We start from the raw sequence: 17,267 nt of genomic DNA, 5'->3' as shown, positions 1-17,267 counted from the left end.
TGCGGTGACCCGGGTTATGTCAGAAAAAGATGCTGATAGGAGCGCGATCGCTTTGTATTCCCGTGCCGCTAACGTTGAACATAATCTCGACATGACGATTTCCTTATCCAGCTACTCCAACACCCACTCCGCCAACTTCCCCGTCACCTGCGTCATCAACACGTTCTCGACATCCCGCGCGCCTGCCGCGCTGCATTTGGCGAGCACCGCTTTCACAATTCCCGAATCAAACTCGAACTGTTTGCCGGTCGCCGCCTTGTAGCGCCCGCGCAATTTCTCAAGCTTCGCCAGCACAATCCCTTCCAGCGTCTGCTCATCCAGCGGCCGATACGCGACCACCGTCATGCGCGCCAGAAACGCCGGGCGGAAGGCTTGCAGCAGGACTTTGTGCAGCGCCTCGTTGAAGGCTTCGCTGCCGATTTGCGACACCGGCGTATCGAGCAGCAATTCAGCCCCGACATTGCTGGTGGCGAGCATCACGGTGTTCTTGAAGTCCACCACCAACCCGGTGCCGTCCTCCATCAAGCCTTTGTCGAAGACGTTGTAAAACGCTTCCAATACATCTGGATGCGCCTTCTCGATTTCATCCAGCAACACCACCGAATAGGGTTTGCGGCGGACGGCTTCGGTCAGCACGCCGCCACTGCCATAACCGACGTAACCCGGCGGGGCTCCCTTGAGCTGGCTGACGGTATGGGCTTCCTGGTACTCGGATAAGTTGATGCTGATCAAGTTGCGTTCGCCGCCATACAAGGCATCGGCCAATGCATACGCGGTTTCCGTTTTGCCAACGCCTGTGGGGCCGACCAGCAGGAACACGCCGACCGGTTTTTGCGGATCGGTCAGCCCGGCGCGGTAGGCCTGGAGGCGCTGGGCGATGGTTGCGAGTGCCGTTTTCTGGCCCATCACACGCAAGCCCATGCGTTGGCCAAGGGTGCGCACGGCATGGGCTTCATCAGCGAGCATTTTGCCGACGGGGATGCCGGTCCAACCTGCGATCACGGCAGCGACGGTCTTGCTGTCGACCTGTTCCGGTACCAGCGGGTCGTCCTGGCGAATCGCATCGAGCCCTGCCTCCAGGCGCAGCAGTTCGGCGGCCAGATGATCGATGCGACTGTCGGTGGCTTCGTCGGGCTTGTCGCTATCGGCGCTTTCGCTCAACGCCAGCAATTCGCGGCGTGTTTCGAGTAGTTCACGCACGGCCACGCGCTCTTCGCTCCAGCGGGTTTCCAGTTCGCGGATGGCTTGCACATTGGTTTTCGATTCATTTTCCAACAGCGTGATTCGCTCACGATGATCCAGCCCCGTGGCCTGTTCCCGGCGCAGGCGCTCGACTTCATCCTTTAAACTGTTCTGCCGGTGGCGCAGGCTTTCCAGCGGTGGAGGCACGTCATGCTGACCAAGGGCAACCCGGGCGCATGCGGTGTCGAGCACGCTGATGGCCTTGTCCGGTAGCTGGCGTCCGGAGATGTAGCGATGGGAGAGTTTCACCGCTTCGTGGATCGCCGCGTCCAGCACTTGCACTCCGTGGTGCTGTTCGAGTTTGGCGGCCACGCCGCGAAGCATTTCCACAGCGGTGATTTCGTCGGGTTCCTCGACCTGCACCAGTTGGAAGCGGCGGGCGAGGGCCGGGTCTTTCTCGAAGTATTTCTTGTATTCCATCCAGGTCGTGGCGGCGAGGGTGCGCAATTCACCTCGGGCCAGCGCAGGTTTGAGCAGGTTGGCCGCATCGCTGCCGCCCTCTGCACCGCCGGCACCGATCAGTGTGTGGGCTTCGTCGATGAACAGGATGATCGGTTTGTCGGCGCTGCGAACGGCGTCGATTACGCCTTTGAGCCGTTGTTCGAACTCACCTTTTACCCCGGCACCGGCCTGCAGCAGGCCCAGGTCGAGCACCCGCAGGCTGACTTCCTGCAGCGACGGCGGCACATCTCCGGCAGCAATACGCAGCGCCAGGCCTTCGACCACTGCGGTTTTACCGACGCCCGGAGCCCCGACCAGAATCGGGTTGTTTTGCCGGCGTCTCAGAAGAATGTCGATGCACTGACGAATCTCGCCGTCGCGACCTACGATCGGGTCGATGCGCCCGGCGTGGGCGTCAGCGGTCAGGTCCTGGGTGTATTGATCGAGTACCGAGTCCTGACGTGGCGCCGGATTTCCAGAAGACACAGAACGCGGGCCTGCATGCTCGCGAGAGTTCTCCGTCCACTCCAGCAGATTCGCGCGCAGGGCTTCTTTCGGAATTCGCAGCAATGAAGACGCACTGTTGAGCAGCAGACTGCGGCGCTCGTCGCGATCAATCAGTGCCAGCAACAACAACCCGGAACGAATGCTGTCGATCCCCAGCACACTGGCCTGCACCACCGCATCCTCCAGCAGTCCCAGCGTGTGCGATGACAACGCCGGGGTGCGTGTGCTGCCAGCCTTGAACAGGTCCAGCGCCTTGTTGATTTCCGCCGTCAGTGCATCCCGTTCCAGCCCGAAACGCGGCAGCAGAAAGGCAAAGTCGCCACCGTCGATGTCAAGCAATTCCAGCAACAGATGCTCGATCTCGACAAAGTGATGCCCGCGCTGCAAACAGCGCTGGGCGGCGCGTTCGAGGGCGCGGCGGTTGTCCGGGTTGAGGCGTCCGATCAGGCTGGCCAGTTCCATTTCAGGTGATCTCCAGCTGACGAAGACGGGTCTCGATCCGTTGCACTGCAAGGCTGGCCTGACGCTGCAGTCCGCCGTTCCAGCTCAACAACGCCGGGGCCTGACGACCGAGCTTCAGCGGCCCGGCACCGCGCACCAACATCACCAGTTTCACGTCCAGATCCGGGCCGAAATACAACGCCGCCAGGCTCGCCAGTGCCGGGTGCGCTTCGCCGTCCGGCAGAAAGCTTCCGGCTTGCGCCGAGGACAATGGACCGAGCGTCAAACGAATCCCGGCATGCTCATCCCAGACCCGGGTGCCGGCCACGGCGCTGCGACCCAGTTGCAGATTGCGCCCGCCGGCCTTCATGACGCTTCGACTGGCGGCCGGAATCTCACGCCATGCACCTTCATAGGCGCTCAGCTCCACCGGTATGGAAAATTGCTCGCGGACAATCGCTGCGAACCCCGCCAACGACCGGCGGCCATCGGCGTACAACGCGGTGCAAGCCAGAACGGCGCAGTCGGGAATCGCCTGGCGCTCCTGCAGGGACTTGGGCAACAACCCGGTCAGGGCCCGCAATTGCGCCTGCACCGGAGAGGCGCCGGGCGTGGTGAAGCCAAGGGCGATCCGGTGTTTGCGCATCACCTTGTACAGCAGGCTCAGCAGCCGATGCTGGAACAGATCGAGGAATTCGGCAGGTGCGTGATCCTTGGCCCGGGCCCGTTGTTGCAGCCATTCCTGATAGGCGTAGGGCAGAGGGCCGTCGGGGCCGCCGAGGCCGAACATCGGCGAGTTGAGCGTCAGCGGTTCACCGGGTTTTTCCTCCAGGCTTTCGATCTGGCTGGCGGCGAACACGGGCGTCAACGGCCCGCGCAATTTCAGCGCTTCGCCCTGCGGCGATGTGCCTGAACCGAGGGAGTCGGCCTGCGGCTGTTCGCGCTCCAGCAGCAGCAACGCCTGCAACCATTCGAACGCCTGCGGATCGCGGCGCAGACGCTGGCCCAGGGTCAGAGCGACAGGGGCATGCCGGCTTGGGGTTGCCATGCCTTGACCTCCTTGTCAGCCTGCATAAGCACCGTGCGCACAAAGCGATTGGCCGTGGCGTACACCGAAAAGAACTGCGCGAGCACCGCCGAGAACAGCACTGCGCTGCTGCCGACGAAATGCTGCGGATCGAGCTGCAACTGCACTTCAAGCCCGTTGCGCCAGCCACGCCAGGCATCGGCACCGACGTGGCCGATCACCCGTTCGCAGGCAAGGCTCAGCAAGCCATCGATCTGGCGCAGGGCGCTGGCTTCATCGCGCAGGTTATGCAGATGCAGAATCTCTTTCAGCGCATCCATGGCCAGCGGTCCTTCGACCAGCGACAAGTGATTGAGGGTCAGTTGCGACACCAGCCGCCAGCGTGAATCGCCGTCCAGTCGCGGTAGACTCTGCGGGCTCGGCGGATTGCGCAGGCGTGCCCACGCCACCGGCCCCGGCCGCTCGAATCCCAGCGGCGTGCCGGCCGGCAGGCTCTGGGCCAGGTGCCGGTTGGTGCACAGCAGTTCGGCCGTGAGGCTGTAGTCGGGCAGGTCGGTTTGCGGTTCAAAGCGGGTGTCGACCACGCTGACCAAAAGATCACTGCCGAGCCGGTTTGGCGACTGGCCACTGACTCGCCGCGCATGCCAGTAACGCTGTTGATCGCCGCCGATGTGCTGGCTGCCGTAATAGGCGGGCAGGCGTTGCACGCCGACACTGGAGCTGGAGCGCATCGCGCGAATACTGTGAATCTCGACGCTGTTTTCCCGGTGGCTGTCGGCGATGAGTCGGTATTCGCTGCGGGTGCCGTCGGGGCGCAGCGGCTCGGAGGTGCGCGGGAACAGATTGATCACCGGCGCACAGCCGAGGGCGATGTCGCTGGCCTGCAGGTGCAGGCGGCCGGCCGGCGCACGGTCGAAAACGATGTACAGGTAGAGCGTCTGGCTGTCGCTGGAAACGCCGCCGAGCGGCAGGTCGAAGAAATGGAATTTCTCCGGGAAGGCAAAGTATTCCGCCAACAGGCGCATGCCCGGGTGCACGCCGTCTTCGTCCGGCAGCAGCACTTCGCCGTCGGCGAATCCGACGATCTGCGGCAGCCCCTTCAATTTCTCCGGAATGCTCCCCGGCGAGCCTGCGAGCACCTGCACGGAATGGGCGCCGAGCAGGTCATAGAGCCCGGCATTGATCACCGGTGAGGCGGCCAGATGAATGCGTAAACTGTCGATCTCCAGCTCGGACCATTGGCTTTCGCCCAGGCAACGCAGGCTCAGGCGCAACGCTGAACGGGACTGCGCCACACCGGTCAGCGCCTGGGCTTCGTCACTGCCGAGCAACAGCGCTTCGGTCACTTCGATGGGCCACAGCCGCACGGCGGCACTGGTGCGAAAGTGAATGCTTTCGCCCTTGCTGGTGGTGATGAACAGTGGCGTGTCACGGGGCAGGGGATAGCCGCCGTCGAGTTTGCCTTTGCTCGGGTCCGGCTCGAACTGGACGATGGCGCAGGACGGCAGCGGGCGCACGGCCAAGGGATAGAGCTGCTCCAGCAAGGCATCGCTGAACTCGGCGTAGTCGTCATCCAGCCGCCGTTGCAGACGCGCCGCGAGCAGGGCGAAGCCTTCAAGCAAACGCTCGACGTGCGGATCCGGACATTCCCCGGGAGACAGCTCCAGCCGCCGCGCGACTTTCGGGTAGCGTTCGGCAAACTGGCTGCCGGCGTGGCGCAGCCAGGTCAGTTCTCGTTGGTAATAGTCGAGCAGTTGCGGGTCAATCGAGTCGCTCATGGCGCACCTCCAACCCTTCGTTGCCGGGCTCGATGACAAAGGCCACCGGCCAGTGCAGCGAGCCGCTGCGCAACTCGCCGAGCAGGCGGATGCTCAATCGCTGTGGCTGTTCGGGGAGGGGATTGACCTGAACCTCGCCCAGCAGCAAGCGCGGTTCGAAATGGGTGATGGCCTCGCGAATGTCCCGCGCCAGGCGACGACGGTCATCGCTGCGCTGTTGTTGCAGGGCGCTCCAGTCGGCGATGCCGTAGTCGATAACGCTCGGGGGTGTCGTCAGTGCGCGCGGGCCACGGCGGGTGTTGAACAGGCGCCCGAGCTCGGCGTGCACCGAGTCGAGCAGATCCTGCCGATTGAACACCGGCGGCTCGTCGGCCTCGCTGCAAGCGAGGCGTTCGAACAGCGGTGCACGTATGCCGGTGCCTGCCATGGCGAAGGCGTCCGGTTACTTGCTGGCCTTGTTGGCCGCCAGGTCCCAGACCGTGCCGGCGGTGCCTTCCTTGGTGCCGTCGTCTTTCTGCGCGGTGAGTTCCCATTTGATCTTGGTGAAGTTCAGGGACAGGGTTTCCACCGGTTTGCCCCCCGTGCCGCCGCTGACGCTGACGTTGGAGATCACCACGTTGGTCAGGGTGTAGATGATGAACGGCATGATCTGCCCGCTGCCTTCTGCGGCGTTGCGACCGATGGTGATCTTGGCTTCCGGGATCGGCTTGCCGGCGCAGCAATATTCGTTGAGCGAAGGGGTCGAGCTGTCGATGAATTTGGTCAGGGTAAATTCACCGATGTGCGGCCGGCCGGAGGTACGTTCCGAGTTGCTGACGTCGTTGGTCACCTGCATCGCCACGTTGTGGCTGTAGGACATGACTTCGATCTTGTCCTTGTAGCCCTCGAGCAGGCTGTCGCCTTTGATGTCGCCGCCGAGGTCGAGAATGATTGCATCCATCGCTTGAAACTCCTGAAGGTTGTCGCGCTAGACAAACGGGGGAGCGCCCGCAGGGAAATCCTACGGGCGCAGGCAGGTCAGGCTGCTACCGGAGGCGGCAGGGTGGCGACCAGGCGGATCGATGCGGTCAGCTCCTCCAGCTGGAAGTGCGGCCGCAGGAACACGGTCGCGCGGTAGGCGCCGGGCTTGCCGGCGACTTCGGTGACGTCCACCCGGGCTTCACGCAACGGGTACTGCGCCTTGATTTCCTGCGGCGCGTTGTCGTTGATCAGCACGTAGTCGGCGATCCAGTTGTTGAGGTAGGTCTGCACGTTGTCGCGGGTCATGAAGCTGCCGACCTTGTCGCGCATGATCACCTTCAGGTAATGGGCGAAACGCGAAGCCGCGAGCACGTACGGCAGCATCGCCGAGATTCGTGCGTTGGCGTTGGCCTCGTTGGTGTTGTAGACCTTGGACTTGTTGGTGGTCTGGCCGCCGAAGAACACCGCGATGTCGCTGTTCTTCTTGTGGCACAGGGCGATGAAACCGAGGTCGTTGAGTTCCTTCTCGCGGCGGTCGGTGATCGCCACTTCGGTCGGGCATTTCAGCGACAGGTCGCCGGAGCTGGTACGGAAGGTGTGCGCCGGCAGGCCTTCGACCGCGCCGCCGCCTTCAGCGCCACGGATCGCCGCGCACCAGCCGTACTTGGCAAAGGCTTCGGTGATGCGTTGCGACAGCGCCCATGCGGCATTGCCCCACAGGTATTTGCTGTGGTCGGTGCCGTTGGTGTCTTCGACGTAATTGATGCCTTCCACCGGCGAAGTGTCCGGGCCGTATGGCAGACGCAGCAGGAAGTGCGGCAGCACCAGCGAGACGTAGCGCGAGTCTTCGCTTTCACGGAACGAGCGCCACTTGATCAGTTCCTGACTCTCGAACACTTTCGACAGATCACGGGGCACAGCCAGTTCGGTGAAGCTGTTCATGTCGAACAGACGCGGGCTGGCGGCAGCGATGAATGGTGCGTGCGCAGCGGCGGCAACGTTCGAGAGTTTTTCCAGCAGGCCGATGTCCTGTGGGTGACGGCCGAAGGTGTAGTCACCGACCAAAAGGCTGAACGGGTGGCCACCGAAAGTGCCGTATTCCTCTTCGTAGATCTTTTTGAACAGCGCGCTCTGGTCGAACTCGACGGCTTTTTCCAGATCGTTCTGCAGCTCCTTCTGGGTCACGTTGAGCAGGCGCAGTTTCAGCCGGGTGCTGGTTTCGGTGTTCTGCACCAGCATGTGCAGGCCGCGCCAGGACGCTTCGAGTTTTTGCAGGTCCGGGTGGTGCAGCACTTCGTTGAGCTGGGCACTGATCAGTTCATCGATCTTGCTGATGCGGTCGTTGATCATCGCCACGGTGTCCTTGTCGATGGCCATGCCTTCGTCGAGTACCTGGGTGGCGAATTCCGCGAGCATGTCGCGGGCATAGTCCTGCTGGCTGTCGTCATGGGCCATGCGGCCCTCGGCGATGATCCGGTCAAGCAGGGATAAAGTTTCGGCGGCAGCATTTTCGCTGGCTTGATTCTGGGCGGCGGCGGGCATGGCGAATTCTTCCTCGGTCAGGTGGACGATCAGGCTTGCGGTTCGGCCGGGGCCTCGGCATCAGCTGCCGGGACAGCGGTGTCCGGGCGGGCCGATTTGATCTCTTGCAGGCCTTCGGTGTTGGCGATGACATCGCGCAACAGCTTGTCGAGATCGTCGTTGCCGTCGAGTTTGGTCAGCAGGTCGCGCAGACGCTGACGGGCTTCGAACAGGCGACGCAGCGGAGTGACTTGCTCCACCACCTTGACCGGGTCGAAATCGTCGATGTGTTTGAAGTTGAGTTCGATGTTCAGCTTGCTGTCGTCGCCGCTGAGGGTGTTGTTGACTTGCAGCGTGGCGCGGGGAGCGATGGAGGCGAGGACGTCGTTGAAGTTGTCGCGGTCGATTTCGGTGAAACGGCGTTCGGTCAGTTTTGCCAGTGGTTCGAGCGGCTTGCCCGAGAGGTCGGCAAGAATCCCGACCACCAGCGGCAATTCCTTTTTCTCGATGGCGTTGCCGATTTCGACGTCATAGGTGATTTGCACCCGGGGCGGACGCACCCGGTCGAGCTTGTGCTGAGTACTTTCTGCCATGTCGGCGGACTCCGATGCGATGAGCGGGCGCAATGCATCGGGGAGGCCCGTTCATCGCTTTCCCTTGCTGGACCACAGGTTAGAAAGGGAGGCAGATGACCTGTCGTTCCTTTGACAAACCTTCCACATTCGGCTGTAGGAACCGAACTACCCAAGACGCTAGAACAGGTCTATAAAAATGCAAGCGAAAAACTTTTTTGGACCGTCTCGCGAAAAGGAAAATTCATTTTGTCTTCACGACTTTTTCTAACAATCGGCTTTGCGCTGCTCGCGGGCTGTTCGTTCTTCGGGCCGAAAGTCGACCTCGACAGCCTGACCCTCGACGTCGCGCCCAAGGCCAATGACGACACACCGATTGCCGTGGATTTCATCGCGGTCAATGACCCTGACCTGCTCAAGCAACTATCGGGCATCAGCGCCCAGCAATGGTTCGCCGGGCGCGAGCAGTATCAGCGCGACTATCGTCAGTTGATGAGCGTGTGGGGACTGGAGCTGGTGCCGGGGCAATTCATCGACCGTCAACCCTTCCCGCTGGGGGGCAAGCGGGCGGCTGGACTTTTAGTCTTCGCCAGCTATAACACACCCGGAGCGCACCGCTTGCGGCTGGACGATCAGAGCGATGCGTGGCTCAAGTTCGACAGCCGCGAGATGACCCTGGTCAGCAAGGAAAACTGAAAAAAACCGTCCGCCGCCGGTTCGCGGTGCAGTCGAAGGGAGTCGTATGAGTCTGCTACCTGACGCGGTCTGCTGGCATGAAGGCATGCAATTGCTGCCACAGCATTTTCAGTTGCAGGGCCTGCGGGCCGAAGCGCTCGGCGCGCATCTGGCCCAGGCGTGCAACCCGTGGTTCTTCGGGGTCAGTCACATGGAGTTCGACCCTTCGGCAATGAGTGCCGGGGTGGTGCGGGTGATGTCCTTGCAGGGGACGATGCCCGATGGTTTGCCGGTCAATCTGCAGGCGGGTGTCGGGCCGTTGGTGGAGCTGGATGTCGGCCCGTCAATCAACGAAACCGACGATGCGACTGTCACCGTTTACCTCGCGATCAGCCCTTTGTGGCGCGCCGGTCAATTGCTGCCGCTCAAGGGGCGATTGCAGTCGGTGGTCGGCGAGGCGCTGCCCGATCTCACCAGCGGCGAATTCCCCGAATCGATTACCGTGTGGCGACCCAACCCGCGTCTGTGCACGCAACTCAACAAGGCGGATTCGATCTGCCTGCCGCTGCTGAAAATCCGCAGGGAGGGTGGCGGTTTCCTGCCGTTGCCGTATACACCGCCGACGCCGGTCCTGTTGCCGGAATCGCCGCTGGGTCGGCGGATTGCCGGGCTCTGTGCGCGGGCCCGGGAAAAATGCCTGTTTCTCGGCGGGCGTCTGCGTCAGGCACAACAGTCCGGCAATCAGGACGACGCGCTGGAGATTCGCCGTCAACTGACCGCGTTATGGACGCGGCTGCCGGAAGTCGAAGGCTCGCTGAACAGTCGCATCGCCCATCCGCAGGCGTTGTATGTGCAGTTGCTGGGGCTGGCCGGTGCATGGTCGGCGCTGGATCCGCTGGCGGGAGTGCCGTCGTTTGCGCCGCTGGATTTTTTCGAGTTGCAGCGTGGGTACGAACCGTTGCTCGATTGGCTGGAAACCACGCTGGAGCTGATCCGCGCCGGTTATCGCAGCATCGCTTTCGAACGCAGCGAACACAGTTTTTCCATTCAGTTGCCGGACGAGCAGCCGAGCCAGCGGCTGGTCATCGGCCTGCGCATGCCCAACGGTGCCAGCGAACAGGCGGCCGGCGAGTGGCTGCGCGGTGCGATCATCGCCTCGGCGCCACACATCGCCTTGCTCAGCCGCCAGCGCATGAGCGGCCTGACACACCAGGCCATGAGCCGCAGCGAGCAAGTGGCCTACAGCGTCGGCGACGATACCCGACTGTTTGTGGTGACAGCCGAAGGCAACTGGTTCGACGCGCAATTGCCGCTGGTGATCGCCGCGCCGGCCACCCGGCTGACCAGCAGTCCGTGGCAAGTGGTGCTGTTTGTCGCCCAGAACAGTGAAAGTGCCTGATCACACAAGGAACGCCGTATGTCGCAAGGAAGTGCCGCAAGCCTTGGGTTGCAGGACGCACCGTTGAGCAGCGCGTTTCGTCAGACGTGGCAGCAATGGCAACTGGACTGGACGCAGTTGCCCAAGGACATCGAGGACGATGCGGCGCTGGTCGAAACCGTGGTCGAACTGTCCACCCAGGCTTCACAACGGCTGTGGCGCACGGCGTTTTCGCGGGTTGGCGACTCGGCGACCGAACAGGTCAAGGCGCTGGTGTACGCTTTCGTTGCGCTGGTCGATGAAACGCTGCTGTTCAGCCCATGGCCGGGCCAGAGCGCCTGGCAGGAAAAACCTCTGGAATCGCGCCTCTACTCCAGCCGGCAGGCGGGTGAGCAACTGCCGGCGGCGATCCAGACCCTTCTCGATGAACAGCACCCCACCACCCGCGATCTCGCCAACGTTTATCTGCAATGCCTGATTCTCGGTTTCCACGGACGCCTGCGCGGCGAGCACAGTCAGGCGCAATTGGAAAAGTGGCGGCTGGCGCTGTTCACCTTTGCCTGGCAGGACGAGGCCAGTTACGACGATGTCAGCCAGCGCCTGGTGCAGCCGTCGCTGGCCGCGCCGCTGCAATTGCCGGTGCGCACGGCGTTGCCGGACGGCTTTCGTCTGGCGCTGGGGATTCTGGCGATGGTGCTGTTGCTGACCGGGATCGGCCAGTTCTTGTGGAGCGACATTCGTTCCGAGTTGGAGCCGGTGCTGCAAACCACCGACTCGATGGCGGCGCCGGAGCAAGACTCATGAGTACCTTGGCGATCGTCGCGTGGGTGGTGGCGGTGCTGTTGCTGCTGGTGATCGTCGGGGTGGCGGTGTGGTGGCTGCGCACTCGAAGCGGTGCGGCGATCCGCAGTTTCTATCTTGCGGTGCGGCACATGGAGCAAGAGCAGGGCACTCACGATCGCTATCAGTTGCCATGGCTGCTGATGCTCGGCGATGAGGTCCAGGGCACGCAACTGGTGACCGAATGGCGCCTGCAACCCACCGACAAGCCTGCCTGGTTCGGCCGTTGGTGGTCGGACCCTGAAGGCGCGGTGCTGGTGGTGCCCCAAGGCCTGTTTCTGCCGGAAGACGGCATGCATTTGCAACGGGGCGGCTGGTGGCGATTGCTCGGACTGATCCTGCGCCTGCGCAGCAAGCGTCCGCTCGACGGGGTGATCTGGACCGTGCCGGTCAGTCGCCTGGGCAATCTGGAGCAGGCGACGCAGTTGGGTCTGGCGGCGCGCCGACGCTTCATCGACCTGTTGCAACGTTTTGGTTTGAGCGTGCCGGTGTACGTGATTGTCACCGGGCTTGAGGAACTGCCGGGGTTTCAGGACCTGATCAGTGCGCTGCCGGATGAGGCACGCGAACGTACCCTGGGCTGGTCATCGCCGTTTGCGCGAGATGCGGTGTGGCAGGGTCAATGGAGCGATCAGGCACTGGATCGCCTGCACCGCGCCGTCGCCGAAGCGGTGATTGAACTCGGTACGCTGTCCGGGCAGTTGACTGCGGATCTGTATGCCTTGCCCGAGCGTCTCGAAACGCTGCGACGGGGGCTGCAGAACGTGCTGGAACCGGTGTTCCAGGGCAACGCGCAGGGCGAGGCTCCGTGTTTTCGCGGTGTGTATGTCAGCGCCAATCAACCGGCCGACGACGCACTGGACGGCTTCAGCGCCGATGACAGTGGCCTGCAGCGTAGCGTGTTCATGCGTCAGCTATGGCGCCAGCGTCTGGTGGGCGAGCGTGGTCTGGCACAGGGGGTGCCGCGTCTGTTGCGCTTGCGTCAGCGTTGGCAACGACTGACGGCCGGCGTGGCGCTGGTGGTCGGGGTCGTCTGGGCGCTGGCGATGTTCTGGGTGTGGAACCAGTCGGTCAAGGATGCCCATGAACTGGCGCGGCTGATGCAGGGCGCGCAGAAGAGTTACGTCACGGTCACCGATGACGCCCATCGCGTCGAGCCGACCCGGCGCAACGTGCAGAGCTTCTGGCGGGTGCTGGAAAAGGCCCCGCATTGGCACTACGTGTCGCTGGCGTTTCCGTCATCGTGGATTTCTTCTGTCGACGTGAAGATCGAACGGGCGGTGTTCCAGGCCGCCCAGCGTCATATGATCCAGCCGCTGCATGAATTGCTGGTGGCGGAGCTGGCGAAGCTCAAGGCGATCCGCGCGACGGATCGGCGCAACAGCGTCGAAAGCGAAGACCCGGCCCAGTGGCAGAATTACCAGAAAGCCACGGACCTGGTGGACCGGGCGTTGCGCCTGGAGCAACAGAACCAGTTGTTCGCCGAGGTGCAGAACAATCAGCGCGTTCCGCTGGACGATCTGGTGCAACTGAGCAACAACGCGCTGTCACTCAACCTCAACGCGGCGACGGTACCTCACGCTGCTTATTACAACCGGCTGCTGGCGGCGGGGGACAGCGGTGATTTGCAGGCGCTGGACTTGAGTGTCGAGCGGCCGTTGATCGTCAGCAATTTCAACGGACTGATGGAGCGCTGGCTCGATCAGTATTTCCTGGCCGACAACTTTGTCAGCAGGGCCGGCTACCTCAAGTTGCATCTGGAGCAGCTCGAGGCCGGGAGTGGCAACAGCCTCAGCGAGCTGGAAGACCTGCGCGCGCTGATCGATGACCTGCAAGCCGCGATTGCCCTGACCAACTCGACCTGGAGCCGCGGCAAGGGCCAGGAGCTGGTACCGGGCTACCGCGAATTTCTCGACAAGGTGCGCAAGAGCACGTTGCTCGGGCCGGCGGTCGAGCAACAACTCGATGCCCAGGCGGGCAAGTTGCAGCAGAGTTTCCGTGACCAGTGGATCGCCCAGATTGGTTCGCGCGGCAACTTGCTGGTGCAACAGGGCAGCGGGCAACTGGCGTTGCAGGATCAGGTGGTGAAACTCAATAACGCGGTGCAGGCGCTGTTCAAGCGCGACTTCGTGTCCATCGCGATGCGCGCCACTGAAGACAACGTCAACCTGCAAGGCCAGACCGTCGATGGCGATGACCTCAACACCTCGCTCAACTACTTCACCAGTTACAAGAGTTACGTCGCCGAAGAACTGCCGCGCATCCCGCCGGTTTATCGCGAGGCGTTGCTGCAAGCGGCAGAAGGCGCGGCGGCGCAGGCCATGTGGCTGAGCCTGAAGGATCACAACGACCAGACGCATCCCTACACGGTGTTCAACGTGCAGGCCGAGCAGGCGATGGCTTTGCAGAAGGCGTTTGTCGAGGTCCATCGCAGTGATCTGGCGGCGCGTCTGCAAGGCGCGCTGAATCGCCGGGCCATGGCGCAGATCGTCAACGGTCTGGATGAAATCACCGCGCAACCTTTGTTCGGCGGCCGGACTGAAATCAGTCAGTGGGACGGCTCGAAAAACCTCGGCCTGCAACTGTACGGCGCCAGCGATGTGCAGGATTTGAAACTGAGCCTCAAGCAGCAATTCAACACCATGCTCGGCATCACCGAGCGGCGCACTTCGGCGTTGCAGTGGCTGATGACTCAACAGGGCAATCTGTCGGCGCTGGATTACGAACGGGTGACCCAGTTCAGCGCACTCAACGATGAACTGCTCAAATACAAGGATTCGAACCCGGCCAGTTCGCCGGCGCAGATCGAGCAACTGGTCAGCCGCGATTTCATCGAGATGGACACCGGCTCCTGCGTGCAGGTGTTGCAGACCGCGAATCTGGCGGGCGGGCGCGGCACCCTGGCGATGCGTGCGGTGGAGTTGCAACAGTCGGCCATGCAGCGTTGCCAGTACCTGCAACAACGGCAGGCTGCGGCGGCGTGGAATGAACTGGCCAACTATTTCAATCAGTACCTGGCCGATCGCTTTCCGTTTGCCAACGGTTTGCAGGCACAGGATGCGGACCCGGCGCGGGTGCAGCATTTTCTGGAAATCATCGACAAGCGTCTGCCGGTGGCCCAGGCCGGACTGGTGCTGAGCCAGACTCCGGAGCGGCTGGCGGCAGAGGATTTTCTCAACCGTCTGAAGCAGGCAAGCCTGTGGCTGACCCCGTTGTTCGTGCGCGACAAGAGCGGCATTCTCGGTGTCGAGATGGATGTTCGCTGGCGCACTGATCGAGATGATGAGCGCGGCGCCGATCAGGTGATCGCCGGGGGCTTGCTGGCGGGCAGTCAGCAAATCAACTATCCCGCCGCCGAGCAGCCGAACCTGCGCTGGATGGTCGGCCAGCCGATTCGCCTGAGCCTGCGCTGGGCGCGCAACGGGCGCGAGCGCCCGGTCAACGATCCGCTGCAACCGAACCTGGTGGTGCGGGACCTGGAGGCCGGTTGGGAATATGGCGGGCCATGGTCGTTGCTGCGGCTGATGCGCGCGCACTTCTCGGTGCAGCGCCAGCCGAGCATGGATTACACGGATTTTCCCCTGACATTGCGCCTGCCGGTCACTGCGCTGAACGACAGCGTGACCACGGAGTTCACCCGGATGTTCGTGCGCCTGTCGTTGATGAGTCAGGGCTCGAAACTGCCGCTGTCGATTCCACCGTTGCCGACCCGGGCGCCGCGTTCGCCGTTCCAGGTAACCGGCACCACCGCCGCCATTGAATCCCGCGAGGAGGGCCTGTGAGCCTGCCATCTGCAACCTTGCCCGACCTGATCGATCAGTTGCTCGCACCGATCAGCGCCGACGCGCCGTGTGGTGCGGATCTGCGTTACGAACGCGAGTTCGATCAATTGCGCGACCTGCGCCGCGAGGATGATGCGAGCCTGCCGACCGGAGTCTGGCAGTCGACGCTGAAACAGGCGAACTGGCCGGAAGTGGAAAAACTCACCACGACGTTGCTGATCGAACGCAGCAAGGACCTGATGCTCAGCGCCTGGCTCGGCGAGGCCTGGCTGCACCTTCAAGGACTGGACGGATTACCCGGCAGCCTGGCGCTGATCGCCGGATTGTGTGAGCGCTATCCCGAACAACTGCACCCGCAAGCCGAGGAGGGCGATCAGTCATGGCGGGTGATTCCGCTGGAGTGGCTGGTGCGGCGTTACAGCGAGGTGCTGCTGACCCGGGTGCCGCTGTTCGGCTCGCACAACGGCGATTTCGAGGCCTACAACCTGGAAACCTGGCGCCGTTTGCAGACGCAGCAAGTGCAGGTCAATGACAGCAAGAATGCCAAGGCTTCAGCGGAGACCGCACGTAATGAACAGAAGAAACTCAGCGAACAGGTGCGCGCCACGCCGCTGGCGTTCTGGCTGCGCCAACAGGGCAATCTGCTGCTGAGCCAGCAACATCTGCAACGTCTGAACGCCTGGAGTGATACATACCTCGGTGATCAGGGGCCGGGTCTGCATCCCTTGCAGGAGATCATTCAAGCGCTGCTGAAACTGGTTCAGGAGTTCATCGCCATGCACCCACAAAAACCGGCGCCGGTCGCACCCGTCGAAACCCCCGTGGTGGAGGCGCAACCGGTCGAGGAAGCCCCCGTGGCGGCGCAGGTCTTTCGTGAGCCGGCGAACCGTGAAGAGGCCTATCGACAATTGCTGCTGATCGCCGAATACCTGGCCCGCACCGAACCCCACAGCCCCGTGCCGTACTTGATCCGGCGCGGGGTGGAGTGGGGCAACAAACCGTTGAGTGAACTGCTCGGCGAGCTGATCTCGGCCGACGCCGAATCGCGACGGCTGTGGACGTTGCTCGGCGTACTTTAGTGCACGCGCTGATTGTTCTGCTTCGGCGGCAGTGTCAGCGGTGTCAGCACTGGCTCCCCGGAAAAGAACGCCACCAGGTTTTTCCCCACCAGTTCCACGGTGCCTTGGGTGGCTTCCGGTGAAAGCCCGGCGACGTGCGGGGTGAGGATCACGTTGCTCAGGGTTTTCAGCGCGTCCGGAACCCGCGGTTCGTGGTCGAACACGTCCAGTGCGGCGCCGGCAATTCGCCGTTGCTCAAGTGCCGTGATCAGGTCCGCCGTGGCGATCACGCTGGCGCGGGCGATATTAACGATAAAGCCTTTGGGCCCCAGCGCGTCCAGCACGGGACGGGTCACCAGATGCTGGCTGCCGATGCCGCCGGGCGTCGCCACCACCAGAAAATCCGAGGCCCGAGCCAGTTCGGTGGGGGTCGAGCAGAAGGTGTAAGGCACATCGTTGCGCACCTGGCGGTTGTGGTAGCTGATCTCCATGTCGAAACCCAGATTCGCGCGTTTGGCGATGGCCATGCCCACCGCGCCGAGGCCGAGAATCCCCAGCCGCTTGCCCGCCAGGGACGGGCGCATGATCTTCGGCCATTCGCCACGGCGCACGGCGGCATCGCAGCGTGGAATGTCGCGTACCAGCGCCAGCAGCAATGCCATGGCATGGTCGGCCACCGACGAGGCGTTGACGCCGGCACCGTTGGTGACGGTAAGGCCCCGGTTGCTGGCGGCTTGCAGGTCCACTTGTTCGTAGCCGGCGCCGATCACGCAGATGATTTTCAGCACGGGCAATGCGGCGATTTCTTCGGCGTACAGTCCCAGCGGGCCACGGGTCAGCACTGCGTCGATACGAGCGCCGTGAGTGGCAATGGCCTGGGCGCGTTCGGCGGGAGTCGGGGCAAGAATCAGGTGAAAGCCCTGTCGTTCAAGAATGGGCAGGTAGTCATTGATGGTTTCAACCAGTACCAGAACGGTGGCGGGCATTGCTCGGCTCCTGTGATCGTCGGCGTGTCGGTTGCGAAAGTCGTGTCAGAGTGCTGATT

General features: G+C 62.8%; 13 protein-coding genes. 5 read left to right on the top strand and 8 right to left on the bottom strand.

The features are described from left to right. Positions 1-111: 111 nt before the first annotated feature. The 7 genes from tssH to tssB all read right to left on the bottom strand — a co-directional run bounded on the left by tssH (position 112) and on the right by tssB (position 8,510). Complete coding sequence (tssH, locus tag M5B98_RS05090) at positions 112-2,652, bottom strand: type VI secretion system ATPase TssH (protein WP_248742043.1); 2,541 nt, start codon at positions 2,650-2,652, stop codon at positions 112-114. 1 nt (position 2,653) lies between these two features. Beyond that, on the bottom strand, positions 2,654-3,679 hold the full coding sequence (gene tssG, locus M5B98_RS05085; protein WP_248742042.1) for a type VI secretion system baseplate subunit TssG: 1,026 nt from the start codon (positions 3,677-3,679) through the stop codon (positions 2,654-2,656). Further along, positions 3,643-5,436 carry a type VI secretion system baseplate subunit TssF gene (gene tssF / locus M5B98_RS05080; RefSeq protein WP_248742041.1) on the bottom strand — a complete coding sequence of 598 codons (1,794 nt, stop codon included), beginning with the start codon at positions 5,434-5,436 and terminating at the stop codon, positions 3,643-3,645. The genes tssG and tssF overlap by 37 nt, the downstream gene beginning before the upstream one ends. Continuing rightward, positions 5,420-5,863, bottom strand: coding sequence for a type VI secretion system baseplate subunit TssE (gene tssE / locus M5B98_RS05075; protein WP_248742040.1), 444 nt, complete (start codon positions 5,861-5,863; stop codon positions 5,420-5,422). Before tssE ends, tssF begins: the two co-directional genes overlap by 17 nt. Before the next feature lie 15 nt (positions 5,864-5,878). Continuing rightward, a complete protein-coding gene (locus tag M5B98_RS05070) occupies positions 5,879-6,376 on the bottom strand; it encodes an Hcp family type VI secretion system effector (RefSeq protein WP_025111453.1) in 498 nt (165 codons plus the stop codon). Between the two features lie 77 nt (positions 6,377-6,453). Continuing rightward, on the bottom strand, positions 6,454-7,938 hold the full coding sequence (tssC, locus tag M5B98_RS05065; protein ID WP_085711487.1) for a type VI secretion system contractile sheath large subunit: 1,485 nt from the start codon (positions 7,936-7,938) through the stop codon (positions 6,454-6,456). 29 nt (positions 7,939-7,967) lie between these two features. Beyond that, the gene (gene tssB / locus M5B98_RS05060) at positions 7,968-8,510 is read right to left on the bottom strand and encodes a type VI secretion system contractile sheath small subunit (protein WP_007958861.1); all 543 of its coding nucleotides are present in this window, start codon (positions 8,508-8,510) and stop codon (positions 7,968-7,970) included. Between the two features lie 228 nt (positions 8,511-8,738). On the opposite strand from tssB, the gene M5B98_RS05055 reads away from it, so the two are divergent. Genes M5B98_RS05055 through tssA form a run of 5 tightly spaced genes read left to right on the top strand, consistent with a single transcriptional unit; the run spans position 8,739 to position 16,243 of the window. Further along, positions 8,739-9,185: a type VI secretion protein gene (locus M5B98_RS05055; protein WP_085732262.1), complete on the top strand. Its 447-nt coding sequence runs from the start codon at positions 8,739-8,741 to the stop codon at positions 9,183-9,185. 46 nt (positions 9,186-9,231) lie between these two features. Beyond that, positions 9,232-10,563, top strand: coding sequence for a type VI secretion system baseplate subunit TssK (gene tssK, locus M5B98_RS05050; RefSeq protein ID WP_114883825.1), 1,332 nt, complete (start codon positions 9,232-9,234; stop codon positions 10,561-10,563). An 18-nt stretch (positions 10,564-10,581) separates the two neighbouring features. Next, a complete protein-coding gene (locus M5B98_RS05045; protein WP_248742039.1) occupies positions 10,582-11,346 on the top strand; it encodes a DotU/TssL family secretion system protein in 765 nt (254 codons plus the stop codon). After that, the gene (locus M5B98_RS05040; protein WP_248742038.1) at positions 11,343-15,164 is read left to right on the top strand and encodes a type VI secretion system protein; all 3,822 of its coding nucleotides are present in this window, start codon (positions 11,343-11,345) and stop codon (positions 15,162-15,164) included. The genes M5B98_RS05045 and M5B98_RS05040 overlap by 4 nt, the downstream gene beginning before the upstream one ends. Then, a complete protein-coding gene (tssA, locus tag M5B98_RS05035; RefSeq protein WP_248742037.1) occupies positions 15,161-16,243 on the top strand; it encodes a type VI secretion system protein TssA in 1,083 nt (360 codons plus the stop codon). The genes M5B98_RS05040 and tssA overlap by 4 nt, the downstream gene beginning before the upstream one ends. Here the strand turns inward: tssA and M5B98_RS05030 are convergent. Continuing rightward, on the bottom strand, positions 16,240-17,208 hold the full coding sequence (locus M5B98_RS05030; RefSeq protein ID WP_248742036.1) for a 2-hydroxyacid dehydrogenase: 969 nt from the start codon (positions 17,206-17,208) through the stop codon (positions 16,240-16,242). The two genes, tssA and M5B98_RS05030, sit on opposite strands and share 4 nt — an antisense overlap. Positions 17,209-17,267 lie beyond the last annotated feature (59 nt).

The sequence above is a fragment of the Pseudomonas sp. MWU12-3088 genome (assembly GCF_023242405.1).
Lineage (GTDB): Bacteria > Pseudomonadota > Gammaproteobacteria > Pseudomonadales > Pseudomonadaceae > Aquipseudomonas > Aquipseudomonas kribbensis.
The sequence above is the reverse complement of the archived record's forward strand: the minus strand, read 5'-3'. Positions and strand labels throughout refer to the sequence as shown.

What these genes read in the sequence shown, in the direction of transcription:
- M5B98_RS05040 (WP_248742038.1), top strand. Translation starts at nt 11,343, where the DNA reads ATGAGTACCTTGGCGATCGTCGCGTGGGTGGTGGCGGTGCTGTTGCTG.
- M5B98_RS05030 (WP_248742036.1), bottom strand. Translation starts at nt 17,208, where the DNA reads ATGCCCGCCACCGTTCTGGTACTGGTTGAAACCATCAATGACTACCTG.
- tssK (WP_114883825.1), top strand. Translation starts at nt 9,232, where the DNA reads ATGAGTCTGCTACCTGACGCGGTCTGCTGGCATGAAGGCATGCAATTG.
- M5B98_RS05045 (WP_248742039.1), top strand. Translation starts at nt 10,582, where the DNA reads ATGTCGCAAGGAAGTGCCGCAAGCCTTGGGTTGCAGGACGCACCGTTG.
- tssH (WP_248742043.1), bottom strand. Translation starts at nt 2,652, where the DNA reads ATGGAACTGGCCAGCCTGATCGGACGCCTCAACCCGGACAACCGCCGC.
- tssB (WP_007958861.1), bottom strand. Translation starts at nt 8,510, where the DNA reads ATGGCAGAAAGTACTCAGCACAAGCTCGACCGGGTGCGTCCGCCCCGG.
- M5B98_RS05070 (WP_025111453.1), bottom strand. Translation starts at nt 6,376, where the DNA reads ATGGATGCAATCATTCTCGACCTCGGCGGCGACATCAAAGGCGACAGC.
- tssG (WP_248742042.1), bottom strand. Translation starts at nt 3,679, where the DNA reads ATGGCAACCCCAAGCCGGCATGCCCCTGTCGCTCTGACCCTGGGCCAG.
- tssF (WP_248742041.1), bottom strand. Translation starts at nt 5,436, where the DNA reads ATGAGCGACTCGATTGACCCGCAACTGCTCGACTATTACCAACGAGAA.
- tssE (WP_248742040.1), bottom strand. Translation starts at nt 5,863, where the DNA reads ATGGCAGGCACCGGCATACGTGCACCGCTGTTCGAACGCCTCGCTTGC.
- tssC (WP_085711487.1), bottom strand. Translation starts at nt 7,938, where the DNA reads ATGCCCGCCGCCGCCCAGAATCAAGCCAGCGAAAATGCTGCCGCCGAA.